This is a genomic window from Rhodobacter sp. TJ_12, assembly GCF_020023995.1.
Taxonomy (GTDB): Bacteria; Pseudomonadota; Alphaproteobacteria; order Rhodobacterales; family Rhodobacteraceae; genus Rhodobacter.
Genome location: NZ_NRRD01000013.1, coordinates 1 through 18,695 on the forward strand (window position 1 = coordinate 1; position 18,695 = coordinate 18,695).

At 62.3% G+C, this 18,695-nt stretch carries 21 protein-coding genes; 6 read left to right on the top strand and 15 right to left on the bottom strand.

Features of this window, described 5'->3' with window-relative positions:
* The 4 genes from CKO11_RS10440 to dusB form a co-directional block, all read right to left on the bottom strand.
* A partial coding sequence (locus CKO11_RS10440; protein ID WP_223637941.1) for a sensor histidine kinase NtrY-like occupies positions 1-2,294 on the bottom strand: 2,294 nt, incomplete at its 3' end.
* Between the two features lie 66 nt (positions 2,295-2,360).
* Positions 2,361-3,734, bottom strand: coding sequence for a response regulator (locus tag CKO11_RS10445; RefSeq protein WP_223637944.1), 1,374 nt, complete (start codon positions 3,732-3,734; stop codon positions 2,361-2,363).
* Positions 3,735-3,737: 3 nt separating this feature from the next.
* Positions 3,738-4,805 (bottom strand): two-component system sensor histidine kinase NtrB, encoded by a 1,068-nt coding sequence (locus CKO11_RS10450; RefSeq protein WP_223637947.1) that lies wholly within the window; start codon positions 4,803-4,805, stop codon positions 3,738-3,740.
* On the bottom strand, positions 4,802-5,722 hold the full coding sequence (gene dusB, locus CKO11_RS10455) for a tRNA dihydrouridine synthase DusB (protein ID WP_411742011.1): 921 nt from the start codon (positions 5,720-5,722) through the stop codon (positions 4,802-4,804). Before dusB ends, CKO11_RS10450 begins: the two co-directional genes overlap by 4 nt.
* Before the next feature lie 258 nt (positions 5,723-5,980).
* On the opposite strand from dusB, the gene CKO11_RS10460 reads away from it, so the two are divergent.
* The 4 genes from CKO11_RS10460 (at position 5,981) to CKO11_RS10475 (ending at position 9,521) form a co-directional block, all read left to right on the top strand.
* Positions 5,981-7,120, top strand: a complete 1,140-nt coding sequence (locus CKO11_RS10460; RefSeq protein ID WP_223637951.1) for a bifunctional 2-C-methyl-D-erythritol 4-phosphate cytidylyltransferase/2-C-methyl-D-erythritol 2,4-cyclodiphosphate synthase — start codon at positions 5,981-5,983, stop codon at positions 7,118-7,120.
* Position 7,121: 1 nt separating this feature from the next.
* On the top strand, positions 7,122-7,721 hold the full coding sequence (locus tag CKO11_RS10465; protein ID WP_223637953.1) for a phosphatidylglycerophosphatase A: 600 nt from the start codon (positions 7,122-7,124) through the stop codon (positions 7,719-7,721).
* The gene (locus tag CKO11_RS10470) at positions 7,718-8,185 is read left to right on the top strand and encodes a CinA family protein (RefSeq protein WP_223637955.1); all 468 of its coding nucleotides are present in this window, start codon (positions 7,718-7,720) and stop codon (positions 8,183-8,185) included. The genes CKO11_RS10465 and CKO11_RS10470 overlap by 4 nt, the downstream gene beginning before the upstream one ends.
* Positions 8,186-8,342: 157 nt before the next feature.
* Positions 8,343-9,521: an ammonium transporter gene (locus CKO11_RS10475; protein ID WP_223637957.1), complete on the top strand. Its 1,179-nt coding sequence runs from the start codon at positions 8,343-8,345 to the stop codon at positions 9,519-9,521.
* Between the two features lie 73 nt (positions 9,522-9,594).
* Here the strand turns inward: CKO11_RS10475 and CKO11_RS10480 are convergent, their stop codons facing one another.
* Positions 9,595-10,059, bottom strand: coding sequence for a type II toxin-antitoxin system RatA family toxin (locus tag CKO11_RS10480; RefSeq protein WP_223637959.1), 465 nt, complete (start codon positions 10,057-10,059; stop codon positions 9,595-9,597).
* Positions 10,060-10,149: 90 nt separating this feature from the next.
* On the opposite strand from CKO11_RS10480, the gene hpt reads away from it, so the two are divergent.
* Both hpt and CKO11_RS10490 read left to right on the top strand, forming a co-directional pair.
* Positions 10,150-10,698 (top strand): hypoxanthine phosphoribosyltransferase, encoded by a 549-nt coding sequence (gene hpt / locus CKO11_RS10485; RefSeq protein ID WP_223637962.1) that lies wholly within the window; start codon positions 10,150-10,152, stop codon positions 10,696-10,698.
* The gene (locus CKO11_RS10490; RefSeq protein WP_223637964.1) at positions 10,695-10,874 is read left to right on the top strand and encodes a hypothetical protein; all 180 of its coding nucleotides are present in this window, start codon (positions 10,695-10,697) and stop codon (positions 10,872-10,874) included. The genes hpt and CKO11_RS10490 overlap by 4 nt, the downstream gene beginning before the upstream one ends.
* A gap of 87 nt (positions 10,875-10,961) precedes the next feature.
* Here CKO11_RS10490 and CKO11_RS10495 read toward each other — a convergent pair whose 3' ends face one another.
* The 10 genes from CKO11_RS10495 to CKO11_RS10540 all read right to left on the bottom strand — a co-directional run bounded on the left by CKO11_RS10495 (position 10,962) and on the right by CKO11_RS10540 (position 18,592).
* Positions 10,962-11,492, bottom strand: coding sequence for a DsbE family thiol:disulfide interchange protein (locus CKO11_RS10495; protein WP_223637966.1), 531 nt, complete (start codon positions 11,490-11,492; stop codon positions 10,962-10,964).
* Complete coding sequence (gene ccmD / locus CKO11_RS10500) at positions 11,485-11,643, bottom strand: heme exporter protein CcmD (protein ID WP_170952555.1); 159 nt, start codon at positions 11,641-11,643, stop codon at positions 11,485-11,487. The genes CKO11_RS10495 and ccmD overlap by 8 nt, the downstream gene beginning before the upstream one ends.
* On the bottom strand, positions 11,640-12,368 hold the full coding sequence (locus CKO11_RS10505; RefSeq protein WP_223637969.1) for a heme ABC transporter permease: 729 nt from the start codon (positions 12,366-12,368) through the stop codon (positions 11,640-11,642). Before CKO11_RS10505 ends, ccmD begins: the two co-directional genes overlap by 4 nt.
* Positions 12,369-12,454: 86 nt before the next feature.
* Positions 12,455-13,111: a heme exporter protein CcmB gene (gene ccmB / locus CKO11_RS10510; RefSeq protein WP_076483456.1), complete on the bottom strand. Its 657-nt coding sequence runs from the start codon at positions 13,109-13,111 to the stop codon at positions 12,455-12,457.
* Positions 13,108-13,752, bottom strand: coding sequence for a heme ABC exporter ATP-binding protein CcmA (gene ccmA / locus CKO11_RS10515; RefSeq protein ID WP_223637972.1), 645 nt, complete (start codon positions 13,750-13,752; stop codon positions 13,108-13,110). Before ccmA ends, ccmB begins: the two co-directional genes overlap by 4 nt.
* Entirely contained in the window at positions 13,749-14,123 is a 375-nt protein-coding gene (locus tag CKO11_RS10520; protein WP_223637975.1) for an Mth938-like domain-containing protein, read from the bottom strand. Before CKO11_RS10520 ends, ccmA begins: the two co-directional genes overlap by 4 nt.
* On the bottom strand, positions 14,110-15,093 hold the full coding sequence (secF, locus tag CKO11_RS10525; RefSeq protein ID WP_223637978.1) for a protein translocase subunit SecF: 984 nt from the start codon (positions 15,091-15,093) through the stop codon (positions 14,110-14,112). Before secF ends, CKO11_RS10520 begins: the two co-directional genes overlap by 14 nt.
* 10 nt (positions 15,094-15,103) lie before the next feature.
* On the bottom strand, positions 15,104-16,771 hold the full coding sequence (gene secD, locus CKO11_RS10530; RefSeq protein ID WP_223637995.1) for a protein translocase subunit SecD: 1,668 nt from the start codon (positions 16,769-16,771) through the stop codon (positions 15,104-15,106).
* 20 nt (positions 16,772-16,791) lie between these two features.
* Positions 16,792-17,130, bottom strand: a complete 339-nt coding sequence (gene yajC / locus CKO11_RS10535) for a preprotein translocase subunit YajC (RefSeq protein WP_223637997.1) — start codon at positions 17,128-17,130, stop codon at positions 16,792-16,794.
* Between the two features lie 298 nt (positions 17,131-17,428).
* Entirely contained in the window at positions 17,429-18,592 is a 1,164-nt protein-coding gene (locus tag CKO11_RS10540) for a M20 aminoacylase family protein (RefSeq protein WP_223637999.1), read from the bottom strand.
* Positions 18,593-18,695 lie beyond the last annotated feature (103 nt).

Genomic DNA, 18,695 nt, shown 5'->3' on the forward strand with positions numbered 1-18,695 from the left:
GATGGGGGCATCGTCGGGGCGGGTGTCGGCTCGCTGTCCTTGATGGCGCGAAGCGCCGCGCGGGCGCGCGGCAGGCGGATCACCGCCATCGCGCCCACATGCCCCCCAACATCGGTTTCCGGGGCAAAGGCGGGCGCATCGGTCAGCATCAAGGTGCCGCCATGTTCCTCGATAATCTTCTTGACGATCGACAGCCCCAACCCGGTGCCCTTGGCGCGCGTCGTCACATAGGGTTCAAACAGACGCGCGCGATCCGGGGGCAGGCCAATGCCGTTATCGGCAATGGTAATTTCGATCAGTTCTTCATGCGCGCGCATCGCAACGCGCACTTGCGGTGCCCAGCCTTCGGGCGCCCCTTTTTCGATCAGGCTTTCGATGGCCTCGCCCGCGTTCTTGATCAGATTGACCAAGGCTTGCGAAACCATCGTCGCATCCAATTCGACCACCTCGGGCCCTTCGGGCAGATCGGCGGTCAGTTTCGCGCCATGCAGCGCGCCCTCTTGCAACAAGACCGCATCGCGCGCCAGTTGCACAATGTCATGGTCGCGCCGGTCGGGCTCGGGCATCCGGGCGAAGCGGGAAAATTCATCGACGATGCGGCGCAGGTCATCGGTTTGCCGCACGATCACCCCGGTCAGTTGATCCAGCGCCTCGACCTGATCGGGGGCCACCTGCTTGGAAAACTTGCGCTTGATCCGCTCTGCCGAAAGCTGGATCGGCGTCAGCGGGTTCTTGATTTCATGCGCGATGCGGCGCGCCACATCGCCCCAAGCCGCCATGCGCTGCGCCGAAACCAGATCGGTCACATCGTCAAAGGCCACCACATAGCCTTCGCGCGCGCCCCTGGCCCCGCGCCGCTCGGCCATACGCACCAACAGGCTTTCCAGCCGCCCGCCGCGCGATACCCGCACCTCTTCTTGCACCACAGCCTGAAAACCGTCGCGCAAGCGGTTGAAAAGATATTCAAACTCCGGCACCGCCTCGGCCAGGGCGCGGCCGGTATCCGGCTCGGGCATCAGCATCAACAGCCGCGTGGCCGACGGGTTCAGAAAGTCGATCCGGCCATCGGCATCCAGCCCGATCACCCCCGACGTGACCGAGGACAGCACGGAATCGAACATCCGCCGCTGTTCATCGGTTTCGCGATGCGAGGCGACCAGCTCTTCGCGCTGATGTTTAAGTTGACGCGTCATTCGGTTGAAGGATTGCCCCAAAGTGGCGATTTCATCCTCGCCCGCTTCCTCGGTCACATGGGCATCGAGATCGCCGGTGCCGACCCGTTCCGCCGCCGCCGCCAACCGCCCAATCGGGCGCGACAGCCGCTCGGCGAACCACAACCCGGCCCAGACCGCAGCCAAGATCAAGATCAGCGCAAAGCCAATGTAAACAAGGCCAAATTCGAACAATAGCCGTCCGCGCGACGCCTCAAGCTGTTGATAGAGATCCACCGTTTCGCGCGTGTCATCGAGCAGCGACAGGATTTTGCCATCCACCGTGCGCGAGACATAAAGATAGCGGTCGATAAAGGCATCCAACTTGATCAGCGCGCGAAATTCCGAATTGGGCCAATCTTCGATCAGTTCGGTCGCGCCCTTACTGGCCGAAACGACCTTTTCGGGCGCCGGGGGCTCATAGTCAAAAAGGTAGGACCGCTCCCCCCGCGCAACGATTTCTGCCGCGCCATCAATGACATAAGCCTCTTTCAACCCACGCTGGATGCCCTTTTGCCCGACCACCAGCCATTCGCGCAAATCGCCATCGGTGGCAAAGGTCGCCGCTTGGCGGCGCAGGTTCAAAAAGCCCGCCAGTGCCTGCGCATCCTGCGCCAGATCGCGCCGGTGCTCCTCTTGATAGGCTTCGGCGGCCGACAACGAGGTGCCCACCACCATGCGCACCCGGTCCGAAAACCACCCCTCCAGCCCGATATTGACGGTCAACCCGGCAAACAAGGCCACCAAAACCGTGGGCACCAGCGCAATCCCGGCAAAAACGCCGGTCAGCCGCAGGGTCAACCGCGAACCGGTCGCCCGCGCGCGCCGCGCCGCCAAAATCTGCGCCAGCCGCAACACGATCAGCCCGCCCAGCGTCAGGAAATAGACAAAATCGGCCAGAAGCGTCAGCCGCAGCGCGGTGCTGTCGGCCCCCTGCCCAAGTGGGCCCAGCACCACAAAGGTGGTGACCGCCAGCGCAGGCCCCAGCACCGCCAGCCCCAGAACAAAGCCGTTCTGAAGTTTGCGCTGCCGCCGCAGCCGCGCCAGCCGCTCCCAAGCGGTGCTGTTTGTCGCGCTAAGCAAGACGCCCCCGGTCCCAAGCCATGGCGAATCCGTGGGACGGATTTGCCACAAATACCTGTGACCTATTTACATCAGCTTGCGGCGGCGTGTCACCTGAATATCCAGATCGGTGATCTTTTTACGCAAGGTATTGCGGTTGATCCCCAGCAAATCCGCACATCTGGCTTGGTTCCCGCCCGTCGCATCCAGCGAGATTTCGATGAGCGGTGCCTCCATTTCGGCCAAAATCCGGTCGTAAAGGCCCGGCGGCGGCAGGTTGCCGCCATGCAGGTCGAAATAGCGCCGCAGGTGGCGCGCGATGGCGGCCGACAGTTTCTCGCCCTCGCCACCCGCACGCAACGGCTCGATCGCGGGCTGGTTGCCCAGCACGAATTCCACCTCGGCGCGGGTGATCTCTTCCTCGGTTGCGGTCACCACAAGCCGACGCACGGTGTTTTCCAACTGCCGCACATTGCCCGGCCACGCATAGGCGCGCACCAAGGCCATCGCATCATTGGAAAAGCGGCGCGTGCCCAGACCGTCGCGTTCGCACCGGTTCAGGAAATGCTCGGTCAAAAGCGGGATATCCTCGACCCGTTCGCGCAAGGCGGGCACGGCCAGCGTCACACCGCCCAGCCGGTAAAACAGGTCTTGGCGGAATTTCCCCGCCTCCATCAGCGCGGCCAGATCCACCTGCGTCGTCGCCATGACCCGTGGCGCCGCATCGGGCAGCGCATCCAGCATACGCACGATCCGGCCTTGGGTTTCATCGTCGTAATCGCCCACCTCGTCAAAGACGAGCGAGCCGCCCTTGACCCGCGCAATCAGGCTGGACGGGCCATCGGCCCCGGCCAGATCGGCAGCCTGCGCCACCACAAAGGGCAGCGTGCGCCGGTCGGAAAAATCGTGGATCGCCCGCGCGATCAGCGATTTGCCAGTGCCCGATTCCCCCATGATCATCACCGGCAGATCGGCATTCATCACCCGCGCCACCAGCCGGTAAAGCGCCTGCATCGCCGCCGTGCGCCCCACCAAGGGCAGGTCCGAATTTTCCGGCCGGGGCGGCTCCACCGCCTTGGGCACCACCTGCGCGCGGCGCTTGAGTTCCAGCGCGCGGGCGGCGCGCTTCATCAAATCGGGCAGGTCAAACGGCTTGGGCAGGTAATCATAGGCATCGGCCTCGGCCGCCTGAATCGCGGTCATGATGGTGTTTTGCGCCGAAATCACAATCACCGGCAGGCCGGGGCGTTCTTGCGAAATGCGCGGCAGCGCCTCCAGCCCATTGCCATCGGGCATCATCACATCCGAAATCACCAAATCGCCTTTGCCCTCCTCGACCCAACGCATCAGCGTCATCAAGGAAGCGGTCGCATGGACCTTGCAGCCCGCGCGGGTCAGCGCTTGCGTCAAAACAGTGCGGATCGTGCGGTCGTCGTCGGCGACGAGAACGGTGCCATCCATGGGTCAAAGCTCCTTCGGGGCGACGGGGAGGGAAACGCGAAAAACGGTGCGGCCGGGAACGCTATCGACGTTGATCCAGCCATTGTGCTCGGAAATGATTTTCGACACGAGGGCAAGGCCAAGGCCGGTGCCGTTCTCGCGCCCGGAAACAAAGGGTTCAAACAGCGCGCCGGCAATATCGGGCGGAATGCCCGGGCCATCGTCGATCACCTCGATCTGCAATGGCAGGCGCTGGCCATTGCCATCGGGGCCGCGCAGGCGCAAAGAATAATCATAAAAGGTGTGCAGCCGGATCGTGCCCTGCCCCTTTGACGCCTCTGCCGCGTTTTTCAGCAGGTTCAGAAAGACTTGCGTCAACTGATCGCCATCGCCCACCGTGGGCGGCAGCGACGGGTCGTAATCTTCGACAATCAGCATATGCGCGCCAAAACCCACGGCGGCGGATTTGCGCGCCCGGTCCAGCACATCGTGAATATTCACGGGCTTCATTTCGGGCGGGCGCACATTGCCGAACTGTTCCACCTGTTCAAGCAGCTTCACCACGCGGCGCGTTTCATCGACGATCAGATCGGTTAGCTCCAGATCGTCGCCCGACAGGTTCATCGACAAAAGTTGCGCCGCCCCAGCGATCCCCGCCAGCGGGTTCTTAATTTCATGCGCCAGCATCTCGGCCATACCAATGGCCGAGCGGGCCGCCGATTTCACCATGCTTGCGCGCCCCAGCCGGTCGGCAATCTCGCGCGGCGAGATCAGCAACAGCACGGTTTCCGGGTCATCGCCCACCGGCGCGGCTTGCAGGTTGCATTGCACCGGCGCGCGTTCGCCCGTGGTCAGATCGACATCATTCACAAACAGGCCCGAGCGGTTCTTGCGCACGCGGGCAAAGATTTCCTCAAGCGGTGCCGCAATCGCCAGCCGCTCCCCCAGCACCTGCCCCTTCAGCGCACGCGCCGACAGGTTGAGGAACAATTCCGCCGCCGGATTGATTTCGATCACCTTATCCTCGGCATCGATCATCAGCGCGGGCAGCGGCAGGGAATTCCAGATGATTCCGGGCGGGGGCAGCGTCATGCGGCAACTCTTTCGCTAAAAGCGGCCCGGATCAGCGCCAAGGTCGCCTCGGGCGTGGTGGTGCGCATCATTTCATCGACCAAAGGCGCACCAGCCGCCTCGGCATACCACCGCAGATGTTTCCGCGCTAGCCGCAGCCCCACATCGCTGCCGTAAAAGCGCAGCATATCCTCGTAATGCTCCGAAATCATATCCGCCAACTCCCCTTCGCGCGGCAATTGGGGCAGTGCTCGGCCGTAAAGCGCTGCCGCAATCTGCGCGAGCCGCCACGGCGCCCCTTGCGCGCCCCGACCCACCATGACCCCCGCCGCGCCGGAACGGTGCAGCGCGACGCGCGCGCTTTCGGCGTCAACAATGTCGCCATTGGCCACCACCGGCACCGAGACCGCCTCGGAAACGGCGGCAATCGCCCCCCAATCGGCACGCCCGTTATAAAACTGCATCCGGGTGCGCCCGTGCACGACGATCATCCGCACCCCGGCGGATTCGGCGCGCTTGGCAAGTTCGGGCGCGTTGATCTGGTCGCTGTCCCAGCCAAGGCGCATCTTCAGCGTCACCGGCAGATCGACCGCGCCCACCACCGCCTCGATCAGCCGAAGCGCGTGATCGGGGACGCGCATCAGCGCCGCGCCCGAGGCGCCACCGGTCACCTTTTTCGCCGGGCAGCCCATGTTGATATCGATGATCTTCGCGCCCATATCGGCCACGATCTTCGCAGCCTCGGCCATCGGTTCGGGCTCACGCCCCGCCAATTGCACCGAGGTCGGCAAATCAAGCCCCAGTTCGCTGCGCGCCTTGGCCCGAACCGAGGGTTTCGCGGTCAGCATTTCGCCCGAGGCTACCATTTCCGATACCACCAACCCGGCCCCAAAACGCGCCACCAGCCGCCGAAATGGCAGGTCAGTGATCCCCGCCATTGGGGCCAGCAGCACCGGCGGCGTCAGGGAAATACAATTCAAGGGTATCGTCACGGTCGTTCCTGTAGCATTTGCCCAAGGAATTAGCGGCTTGGTTTCGGAATCACAATCGCAAGACGAGCTACCCCCCTCACAAAGGCGTCAAAATTCGGCAAGCGCTTAATTTTTCATCTTATCACATGCGGCTCTGTGTACATTGCGCCCGCGCGCAGACTGGCCTAAGCCTTTGTCTGACAAGGAAGTGATAGGCGAGACCAGATGAGCGTTGCAGTGATCATCGTGGCAGCGGGACGAGGCACCCGCGCAGGCGAGGGGCTGCCCAAGCAGTGGCGCGATCTGGCGGGCCGTCCGGTGCTGGCCCATACGGTCGAGGCTTTCGCCGGTTTGGGCCGGGTGATCGTGGTGCTGCATCCCGATGACATGATCCGCGGTCTTGAGCTGTTGGGCGGGTCTGCGACCTTGGTGGCAGGCGGCAAAAGCCGCGCCGAAAGCGTGCAAAACGCGCTTGAAACGCTTGAAGGCAGCGATGTGACGCGGGTGCTGATTCATGATGGCGCGCGCCCGCTTATTCCGCAAACGGTGCAGCAGGCGGTGCTGCACGCGCTCGACACCCATCCCGGGGCTGCGCCCGCGCTGCCGGTCACCGATGCGCTGTGGCGCGGCGAAAACGGCCTTGTTGCAGGCACCCAAGACCGCAATGGTCTGTTCCGGGCACAAACGCCCCAAGGTTTCCGCTTTCCCGAGATTTTGGCCGCGCATCGCGCCTATCCGGGCGATGCGGCAGATGATGTGGAAGTGGCCCGCGCGGCGGGTCTGGCCGTGGCGATCGTGCCGGGCCATGAAGACAATCTCAAGATCACCTATGCGGAGGATTTTCACCGCGCCGAGGCGATCTTGCGCGAAAGGAAAGGCTCAAGAATGGATGTGCGGCTGGGCAACGGCTATGATGTGCATGCCTTTACGGAGGGGGATCATGTGATCCTGTGCGGGGTCAAAGTGCCCCATACCAAGGCGCTTCTGGGCCATTCCGATGCCGATGTCGGCATGCATGCGCTGACCGATGCGATCTATGGCGCGATGGCCGAAGGCGATATTGGCCGCCATTTCCCGCCGTCGGACCCGCAATGGAAGGGCGCGGCAAGCTGGATTTTCTTGGAACATGCCGCCAACCTTGCGCGCGAAAAAGGCTTTCGCATCGGCAATGCCGATGTCACCCTGATCTGCGAGCGCCCGAAGATCGGCCCGCATGCCGTTGAAATGGCAGCTGAACTTGCGCGCATTATGAACGTCCCGGCCGACCGAATTTCGGTAAAGGCCACCACCTCTGAACGGCTTGGGTTCACCGGCCGCGAAGAGGGTATCGCCTCTATTGCCACCGTCACCTTGATAGGAGTCTGAAATGCCTCCCCGTGAAATGACCAAACGTGAAGTTCCGATCCATATTCTACAAGCGATCACCACTTTTGCCTTTGTCGGCAAGCTCGTGCCCGCGCCGGGCACTTGGGGCTCTGCCGTGGCCGCCGTTGCCGGCTGGGGCTTGGTGAAATTTTCCGGCCTGCCCGCGCTTTACCTTGCGGCGGTGCTGGCCTTCATCATCGGCCTTTGGGCGCTGGAACAAGAATTGCGCGACCGCCCGCATGACGACCCGAAAGAGGTCATCATCGACGAGGTGGCGGGCATGTGGGTCGCGCTCGCCTTCCCGGCCTCGGCGTTTTACTATTTTGAAACTGAAATGGTCTGGCCCGGCCCGCTGGCCGCGTTTTTCTGGTTCCGCTTCTTCGACATCTTCAAGCCCGGCGTGATTGGCCGTGCCGACAAGAAGGGCGGCGCGATGGGCGTGATGATGGATGACATCTGGGCGGGCGTTTATGCCGGGGCCTTCACGCTTCTGACCGCACTGGTCTATCACCTTGGCCAAGACTACTGGCCGACGCTGTGGGCGCAGATCACCGCGATGCTGCCCGATATGCCCGCCCTGCCCTTCACCGGTCAGGAATGAGCGTAGATCAGATCCTCGCGCTGGCGCGGGGCAAGGGGTGGCGCATCGCCACCGCCGAAAGCTGCACCGGGGGCATGGTGGCGGTGGCGCTGACCGATGTGCCGGGATCGTCGGCGGTGGTGGAGCGTGGGTTCGTTACCTATTCCAATGCCGCCAAGATCGAGATGTTGGGCGTGGCGCAAGCCACGCTCGATGCATTTGGGGCGGTGTCAGAGGAAATTGCCCGCGAAATGGCAAAAGGCGCGCTGCGCCACAGCCACGCCGATCTCGCCGTTTCCATCACCGGCATCGCAGGCCCGGGCGGGTCAGAGTTCAAGCCCGAAGGCCGCGTGTGCTTTGGCTTGGCCCGTAAAGGCGCCCCGACTCACACCGAAACGCAAGAGTTTGGCGCCCTTGGCCGGGGCATGGTGCGGGCGAAATCGCGCGATCATGCGCTGGCTTTGCTGCTGGGCGCCCTTTCTTAACGCGCCCATACAGCAAGCTTCATGCCAATTAAACGCTCATTTCTTGGGCATTTATAAATTGCACGATCCTTAAGCGCCGCTTGCGCGTTTTTGCACCTTTTCCCGGCGCGCGCAGCATGGTCTCGCCCCCTCCAGACGTGAAAATGGAGGATTCGCGATGAATGGCGCAGATACCGCCTGGGTCAGCATGGCCACCGCGCTTGTGCTGTTGATGACATTGCCGGGGCTGGCGCTGTTTTACGGCGGGCTGGTGCGGGCCCGCAACGTGCTGTCGATCTTCATGCAATGCTTTGCGCTTGCCGCCGTGATGAGCCTGTTGTGGCTTTTGGCGGGCTATTCCATTGCTTTTGGGGAAGCGAACGGGTTTTGGGGCGGCCTGTCCAAGGCCCTGCTGCTGGGCATCGATGCCAGCACGCTCAAAGGCACCCTGCCCGAGGTGCTGTTCTTCGCCTTTCAGATGACCTTTGCGATCATCACCCCCGCGCTGATCATCGGCGCCTTTGTGGAACGGGTGAATTTTTACTGGGTGATGGTGTTTTCCGCGCTTTGGATGCTTTTGGTCTATGCGCCGGTCACCCATTGGATCTGGGGCGGCGGCTTCATGGCCGATGGCGGCATCTGGGGCGAAACGGGCACGCGCGATTTCGCGGGCGGCATCGTCGTCCATGAAACCGCCGCCCTTGCCGCGCTTTTGCTGGCGGTGATGGTGGGCCCGCGCAAGAACCGCCACACCCCGCCGCACAACCCCGGCATGGTCGCCATTGGTGCGGGCCTGTTGTGGGTGGGCTGGTTTGGCTTCAACGGGGGCTCTGAGCTTGCCGCCGATGGCACCGCCGCCATGGCGATCACCGCCACGCATCTGTCGGCTGCGGCCGCGTCCTTTAGCTGGATGGTGTGGGAGCGGATCAAATTTGGCCGCGCCTCGCTTGTGGGGATCGTCACGGGCTCGATCGCGGGTCTGGCCTCCATCACCCCCGCGTCGGGCTTTGTCAGCCCGTGGCAGGCGGTGGTGATTGGCCTTGTGGCCGGTGCGCTTTGCCAAGAGGCGGTGATCTTGATCCGCGAGCGGCTGAAACTGGACGACTCGTTGGATGTGTTCGCCGTGCACGGCGTGGGCGGTATCTTCGGCACCATCATGGTCGCCGTTTTTGGCGCCGCCACCTTCACCGCGCAACTGGGCGCGCTGGCGATTGTGGGCCTCTATACGCTGGTGCTGACCTACGTTTTGGCCAAGGCGGTCGCACTCGTCTTCCCGATGCGGGTCGATAAGGAAAGCGAGACCAACGGGCTGGACCTCGCCACCCACGGCGAACGCGCTTACGATTTCAACTCCTGATTGCAAGGCCCCGTATTCAAACGGAAAGGCCGCCCCAATGGGCGGCCTTTTCCCTGCGCGATGATAAAGGTTCTCAGGCTTTGCCCGGCCCATAAAGCGCCTTCGCGCGATCCTCAAACGCCTGCACGATCATCCGCATCGCTTGGTCAAAGACGATCCCGATGACGCCTTGCAACAGCGCATTCTTGAATTCGAAATCGACAAAGAAATCGACCTTGCAGCCGCCTTCGGGGCGATCTTCGAACTGCCACCAGCTGTGCATATATTTGAACGGCCCATCCAGATAGCGCGTATCGACGCGGTGCTTTTCGGGCGTCAGCACCACGCGCGACCCGAACCGTTCGCGGAACACTTTGAAGGAAATCACCAGATCGGCTTCCATCACCTCGGTTCCCGGTTCGGGGCCGGGCTTGCGCGAACGGATACGCGCCGCCGAATTCCACGGCAAAAATTCCGGGTAGCGCGCCACATCGGCCACCAGCCCATACATCTGCGCCGCCGTATAGGGCATGGTGCGTTTTTCCGAATGCTGCGGCATGCCGTCCGTCTCCCTTTTCCCGGCCACGTTCTTGCGATAAAGCGAGGCAAATGCAAGGGCCGGATGGCCGCACCAAGAGGGCTAAAACCGATGCCAACCGCCGGTTATGACATCGACCAGATGATTTCCGCCAAAGCCATTGCCGCACGGGTCGAAGCTTTGGGCGCCGAAATTACCGAGGCATTCAAAGACACCGACCGGCTGGTGGTGGTGGGGCTGTTGCGCGGCTCTTTCGTGTTCATTGCCGATCTGATCCGTGAAATCGGCGTGCCCTGCGAGGTGGATTTCCTTGAGGCCTCTTCTTATGGCAATGACACCACCTCCACCCGTGAAGTGCGCGTGCTGAAGGATTTGCGCGGCAATATCGGTGGGCGCGATGTGCTGGTGGTGGAAGATATCATCGACACCGGCCATACGATTTCCAAAGTGATGGAGATGTTGCGCGCCCGGTCGCCGCGGCGGATCAAATGCTGCGCCATGCTGGACAAACCCTCGCGCCGCGAAGTCGATGTGAAGGGGGATTGGACCGGCTTTGAAATCCCCGATGAATTCGTCGTGGGCTACGGGCTGGATTACGCACAAAATCACCGCAACCTGCCCTTTATCGGCACGGTGCGGTTTCTTGATGGGGCGGAATGAACCCGCTGTGGTTCATGCGGATGGCAAAATGGGCGCGCCGTCCGCCCTCGCTGACACAGGTGAAGATCGGCGCCGCCGTGCTGGCCGCTGTGTTGGTGATTTGGGGGGTAGAGGCTGCGGGGCTGTGGCCCGATTGGGCAACGGTAGAACGCCCGCCACGCGTGCCCCGGCCCTAACACACGGCAAAGAGGGGGAAATCCCTGCACGCGCACGGCCCGGGCGGATCGCCCGGACCCAAATTGTAAATAGTTTAGCGCTAAACCTTATTCCCCCTCGCCTGCCAGAAGCGGTTCGACTTGCTCTTGCAGCACTTTATCGGTGAGCGGGCCGGCGATCCGGGTGACAATGCGGCCCTCGCCATCGACCACAAAGGTTTCCGGCACGCCCGCAACGCCCCAATCAAGCCCCATCTTGTTTTCCGGATCTTGGCCCAGCTTCGCAAACGGGTTTCCCAGCTCGTCCAAGAAGCCAAGCGCCTGATCGGGTTTGTCCTTCCAGTTCACCCCCAAAACCGCCACGCCCTCATCGCGCAGCTTGATCAGGTTGGGGTGTTCCACCCGGCACGGCGCGCACCACGAGGCCCAATAGTTCACCAGCTTGATCGTGCCATCGCGCAGATCGGCATCCTCAAACCGCGGGTAGCTGCCAAGCGCACTGATCGCCACAGGCGGCGCCTCTTTGCCCGCAAAGGCCGTGGGCATGTCATTGGGGTCTTGTGTTTCCATCGACACAAAGGCCGCCCCGACAAAACCTGCAATCACCACAAGCGGCAAAAACATCAGTGGCTTAGCCATTCTTCTTCATCCGTTCTTCTTGCGCGGCCAGCGCGCGTTTCACCCGCGCGCCCTTGACCAAGGTCAGCACAATCAACCCAGCCAGCAGCGCCAAAGTCACGCCCCAGGATCCCAAGATCGTGACGGTATATTTGCCGAAATCGAACATCATGCCATGCGCTCCCGCTGTTCCAGCGCGCTTAACCGCCGGGCGCGAATTTCCGTGCGCGTGCGCAGCAACAGCAGCGTCACGAACAACAGCCCAAAGCCAATGATCGACAGCACCAAGGGCTGCCAAAAGACATCGGCGATATGTTCTTCCTTATCGAGGCTGAGGGTCGAGCCTTGATGCAAGCCTTGGTTCCAAAACATCGCCGCATAGCGCGACAGCACCGCAAAAACCGAGCCAACAAGGCACAAAACGCCCGTCAGATCGGCGGCGGTATCGGGGTTTTCGATCGCTTCCCACAACGCTATATAGCCGAGGTAAAACAGGAACAAGATCAGGAAAGAGGTCAAACGCGGGTCCCATTCCCACCATGTGCCCCACATCGGCTGGCCCCAAAACGCCCCGGTAATGAGCGCGATCAGCGTCATCACCATGCCAATCGGGGCGGCGGCCTTCGCGGCAAGCGCGGATACATGGTGGCGACGAATAAGCCAGATGAGCGAAGTGACCAGCATCATAACCCAGATATTGATCGCAAAAGTCGCGGCGGGCACATGGACATAGATCACCTTCACCGTGGCGCCAAATTCAGCGGCCAAGGGCGTGAAGAAAAAGCCCCACACCAGCCCCGGCACCAGCGTCAGCACGGTCGCGCCAATGATCCAGGGCAGCAGCCATCCCGATGTCTGCATGAACTTGACCGGGTTTGCATATTCCCAGATCGACATTGTCAGCTATCCTCCTACCGCATCCTTGCCGGGCTTGCCATGAAATGCCAGAGGCCGGTTTGACGCGCATCAACTTGGAATAAGTCTCACCGTAAATTGACCCGGATCGCCGCCGCCGAGGCAAAGGGAACAAGCGCAATGGTGGCGGCGGTGATACCCGCAAGCATGGCAAGCGGCACCTGCACTGCCATCCCCTCGCCCCCACGGCGCACCAGTTCGGCCCCGAAAATCAGCGTGGGCACGTAAAGCGGCAAAACCAAAAGTGACAGCAACAAGCCCCCGCGCTTCAGCCCCACCGTCAGCGCCGCGCCAAAGGTGCCCAGCACCGACAGCGCCGGCGTGCCCAGCAGCAGCGACACCTCAAGCCAAAAATAAGCGGGCGTCGGCAAATGCAGCAGCACGGCAAAAAGCGGCGCGGCCAGAACCAGCGGCAGGCCGGTGGTGATCCAATGGGCAAGCGCCTTCATCGTCACCACAGCTTCAAGCGGGATCGGCGCGGTCGCCAAAAGATCCAGCGATCCATCCTCGAAGTCGAGCGCGAAGATCCGGTCGAGCGACAGAAGGCAGGCAAGCAGCGCGCCGAGCCACAAAATCCCCGCCGCGATGCGTGATAAAATCGCGCCTTCGGGCCCCACGCCAAAAGGCACCAGCGTGACCACAATCAGGAAAAACGCGAGCCCAAGCCCAAAGCCACCGCCTGCGCGGATCGCCAGCCGCAGATCTCGCATCAAAAGCGCAATCACAGGAAGGCTCCATCAAAGTCGTGGTCAAAGGCGCCTTTATGACCGCCCTCTTCCGGCGGGCGCGCCTTGAACGGCGCAATGTCCAGCACCTCGGCCTCTTCGAGGCCCAAATCAATATGGGTTGCCATCAGCGCCGCGCCGCCGGTGGCCAGATGCGCCCGCACGGCAGAGGCAAAAAGCGCGACCGAGGCGGCGTCGAGCGACACCGTCGGCTCATCCAGCACCCAGATCGGGCGGCCCGTCACCAAAAGCCGCGCCAGCCCCAAACGCCGCTTTTGCCCGGCCGACAGGCTATGCGCCGCCCGCCCCGCAAGGCCCCGCAGGTTCATTTGATCCAGCGCATGGTCAATCGTGTCGGTTTCATAAATCGCGGCCCAAAACCGCAGGTTTTCGCGCACAGAAAGCGTGGCCTTCAACCCATCGGCATGGGCGGCATAAGCCATCGCCTCGCCGGGCATCGAAATGCTGCCCGCCAGCGGCGGTTGCAGCCCGGCCAAGGTGCGCAACAAAGTGGTTTTGCCAATCCCATTCGGGCCGCGCAACACCAGCGCGCGCCCCGCGTGCAGTGAAAACGTCACCCCCTCCAGCACGGCCAAGCCGCCCCGGCTGACGGTAAGGTTTTCAACCGACAAAAGGCTCATGCGGTGGGCACCGCGCCGGGCATGGGCAAAAGCGCAGCGGCAACCCGGCGGCCTTCGGACAACAGCACATTATAGCTGCGCGCCGCCGAGGGCGTGGCCATCGCCTCGCAAAACACCCCAACGGCTTCCAACTCTGCCACGAAATCGCGCGGCAAAAGCGCGATTTCGGCCCCCATGCCCACGAACAGCACATCGACCTTGCCGGACAGCGCCAGCAGCGGGGCACGATCTTCCAGCCCGCCCCAATCACCCGCCGCTTCGGCGTGGATCAACAGCCCGCCTTCATGCACCTGCCCATCCACGCGGAAAAAACCCGGCCCATAGCCATCCACCGGCAGGGCGCCGCCAAAGGAGGACTCACGGATTTGCATCTTGCGTGCCTTCGGTGAAGAACTTCGCCGCCGGGTCCTTGGGGGTCTTGTTGCGGTCAAGCCCAAGGAACAACACGATGTTCTTCGCCACATAGATCGAGGAATAGGTCCCCACGACCACGCCCCAGGTCATTGCGAAGACAAAGCCCCGGATCACATCACCGCCCAAAACCAAAAGCGAAATCAGCGCAATGAGCGTGGTGCCCGAGGTCATCACCGTGCGGCTCAGCGTTTCGTTGGCTGACAGGTTCATCACGTCTTTGAGCGGCTTGGTTTTGTATTTGATCAGGTTTTCGCGCAGCCGGTCGAACACAACCACAGTGTCGTTGATCGAATAGCCCAAAATCGTCAAAAGCGCGGCGATGATGGCAAGGTCAAACTTGATCTGGAACAGCGCGAACAAGCCAATCGTCAGCCCCACATCGTGGACAAGCGCCACCAGCGCGCCGACCGAATATTGCCATTCGAACCGCAGCCAGACGTAAACGACAATCGCCGCCACGCCCGCCAAAACCGACCAGATCGCAGTCCAGATCAATTCGCCCGACACTTTCGGCCCCACGGATTCGGTGGAGACAAATTTGACAGCCGGATCAACCTCTTGCAGGGCGCTTTGAATGGATGCCATCTGCTCGGGCGCGATCGCATCTTGCCCCTCTTGCGCCTGAATGCGGATAGAGGCGACATGCTGATCTTCGCGGAAGGTCGGATCGAAGACTTGGGTGATCGACACATCGCCAAGCCCCAGCGGCGCCAGCGCTTCGCGATAGACAGCCACATCCAGCGCTTGGGTGGATTCGGTGCGGATCGTGGTGCCGCCCCGGAAATCGATCCCGAAGTTCAGCCCCATGATCAGCGTGACCACCAGCGCCGCCACCAGCGCCACGCCCGAAAGGCCAAAGGTCAGCCACTGCCAGCGGAAGAAGTCGATATTGGTATGCTCGGGAACGAGTTTAAGACGGAAAGCCATGGGTCGTTCCTCACACAGTGAAGGTTTTCGGGCGCTTGCGCGCATACCATGTCACCACCATCAGGCGGGTGACGAAGATCGCGGTAAAGACCGAGGTGGCAATGCCCACAATCAGCGTGACCGCGAAACCGCGCACCGGGCCCGCGCCCAGCACGAACAGGATCACGCCGGTCAGGAAGGTGGTGACGTTCGCATCGATAATCGCCGACATCGCCTTTTCATAGCCTAGCTCAATGGCCCGTGCGGCGGATTTGGCCGAGCGCAATTCCTCGCGGATGCGTTCATAGACCAGCACATTGGCATCGACCGCCGTGCCCATGGTCAGCACGATCCCGGCGATCCCAGGCATGGTCAGCGTGGCGCCCACCGCCGACATGAAGCCAAAGACCATGATGATGTTCATCGTCAACGCGACCGAGGCAAAGACGCCAAACAGGCCGTAAGAGGCGATCATCCACAGCACGACCAAGCCAAAGCCCACCATCGCGGCTTTCTTGCCCGCCTCGATACTGTCGGCCCCCAGTTCCGGGCCGATGGTGCGTTCTTCCAAGAAGGTCATGCCCGCAGGCAGGGCCCCGGCGCGCAACAGCAGCGCCAGATTGGTGGCCTCTTCAACCGAGAAGTTTCCGGTGATGATGCCGGACCCGCCCGCGATATGGGCTTGGATCGTCGGCGCCGAGATCACCTTGCCATCCAGCACAATCGCGAAGGGCTCGCCAATATGGCTGGCGGTGTAATCGCCAAAGGCGCGCGCGCCCGTGGGGTTGAAGCGGAAAGCCACCGCCGGATAGCCGTTTTGGTCGGTGTCGGGGCGCGCATCGGTCAGCTCGTCGCCCGTGACCACCGGCACATCGTCCATGATGTAAGAAATGCCTTCGCGCTCGGCCGAGGGCAGCAGCATCCGGTTTGGCCCCGGATTGGCGTCGGGGTTGGCGGTCGGCGGCCCATAGACCTGATGGAAGGTCAGTTTCGCGGTGGTGCCGATCAGATCCTTGAGTTCCTGCGCCGAGCCGATGCCCGGCACTTCGATCAAGATCCGGTCGGAGCCTTGGCGCATGATCGTGGGTTCGCGGGTGCCTGCGGCATCCACACGGCGGCGCACGATTTCCAGCGATTGCGCCATGGTGCGGTCATCGGTGGCGGTCTTTTCAGCTTCGGACAGCCGGAAGGTGATGGTATCGCCCTCCCCCGTCACCTCGTAATCGGATTGGCCAACGCCGGTCAGCCCAACGACGGGGCTGGTCAGCGTGCGCGCCACTTCTACGGCTTTGGCGATCTGATCGGGATTGCCGATCTGGATGCGCAAAACATCTGGCGGCGAGGGCACGCGGCGGATCGAGCCGATCGTGGCCCGCTCGGCGGCCAGCGCGCGCCGCGCCTCGGGCCAAAGCGCATCCATCCGGCCTTTGTAGACCTCGTCCAGATGCACTTCGGCCAGAAGATGGGCGCCGCCGCGCAGATCAAGCCCCAGATTGACCAGCCCCGAGGGCAGCCAATCGGGCCAAGCGTCGCGCGCGGCGACCTGTGCCTCGGTCATCGCGCCGGTCTTTTCAAAGGCCATAACGGCATCGTTATGGCCCTCGACGCGGTTATAAAAGAGGTTGGGCGCCGCCGAAACCAATGCTGCCAGACACAGCAACAGGATGACGACACGCTTCCAAAGCGAAATTTGCAGCATGGCGGCGCGGCCTCTTGGGATCAGTTATCGTTCGAAGCCGGTTCGGTCTTCGAGAGCACTTGAAGAATGGTTTGCTTCAGCACGCGCACCTTCACGCCTTGGGCGATCTCGACTTCGACTTCGCCATCTTCACGCACATGGGTCACTTTGCCGATGATGCCGCCTTGGGTCACCACGCTGTCGCCGCGGCGCAGCGCCTCGACCATCTGCTTGTGTTCCTTGGCTTTCTTTTGCTGCGGACGGATCAGCAGGAAATACATGATCACGAAGATCAGGATCAGCGGCAAGAACTGGCCAATGGCGGCGAAGCCACCCATTTCGGCGCCGGCGTCTTGGGCATAAGCGGGAGTGATGAACATTTCTGGTCCTCTCGTTGGGGCCTTTGGTCTGAACAGGCTTGGGCAGCCCAAAGGCTCCCCGGTGTCGGCGCGCACCCTAGCGGTGCCCCCAAGGCTTGGCAAGGCAATCAGGTCCGGGGCGGCGCCAGATCACGGGGCTGTCAGGACACCACCAGAAAAGGGGGCGCTGCCCCCTCTCTTGCGTTCCGCAAAATTCACCCCCGGGATATTTTCACAAAGTCGAAGACAATGGATTTTTTGGGGGGGCTTGGTGCGGTTTCGCGATTGGGGCGCAAGGGCGGGCAATGCCCCTGCCCCGTCAGGCCACCGGCAAGGCGCGTTCGACCAGACGCGCGAAGAAGCTTGCCCCCACCGGTGCGGCTTCATCGTTGAAATCATAGGCCGGATGGTGCAGCCCCGCGCCGGGTCCGGTGCCCAAGAAAAGATAGGCACCGGGACGGGCTTCCAGCATGTAGGAAAAATCCTCTGCCCCCATTTCGCGCCCGGCCTCGTCTTCCACCGCATCGGGGCCCGAGATTTCGCGCGCCACATCGGCGGCAAAGCGGGCGCGGTCGGCATTGTTCACGGTGGGCGGATAGCCCTTGTCATAGGTGATCTCGACCGTCACGCCAAAGGCCGCCGCCGTGCCTTCGACGATTTCGCGGAAGCGTTTTTCCACCATCGCGCGGACATCGGGCGTGAAGGACCGGATCGTGGCACAAAACCACCCGCTTTCGGGGATGATGTTATTGGCCGAGCCCACATGGATTTGCGTCACCGATACGACCAGCTCATCCATCGGAAAAAGATTGCGGCTGACGATGGTTTGCAGCGATCCCACCATCGCGGTGATCGCCGGGATCGGGTCGACGCATTCATGCGGCGTGGCGCCATGGCCACCAAGCCCCGTCACCGTCACCCAAGCCGTATCCACCGCCGCCATCAGCGGGCCTTGGGTGGTGTGAAAATGGCCAAAGGGCAGGTTCGGCGCATTGTGGATGCCGTAGACCTCGGTAATGCCGAACCGCTCCATCACGCCTTCTTGCACCATCACCTCGCCGCCGCCGCCATCTTCTTCGGCGGGTTGAAAGATCAGCGCCACCGTGCCCGCGAAATTGCGCGTCTCGGCCAGATATTTCGCAGCCCCCAAAAGCATCGTGGTATGCCCGTCATGGCCGCAGGCATGCATTTTGCCTTCATGTTCAGAGGCATAATCGGCCCCCGTCGCCTCGGTGATGGGCAGGGCATCCATATCCGCGCGCAGCCCGATCACCGGCCCCTCTTCGCGCCCCTTGATCAGCGCAACAAGGCCCGAGGTGGCAATGCCCTCGTGCAGCGCATCCACGCCAAAGTCGCGTAGCCGCGCGGCCACGAAGGCGGCGGTTTGCGGCAGATCGAACTCGATCTCGGGGTGGCGGTGCAGCCAGTGACGCCACTCCTTCATCTCGGGGGCAAGGGCGGCGATACGGTTGATCACGGGCATGGTGGACTCGGGCGTTACGAAAGAGATACTGACCTAGATGGACCTGAGCGAGGCAAGAGGCAATGGTGAAACCGACCGATCCGATCCTGTTTGAGGAACGTGG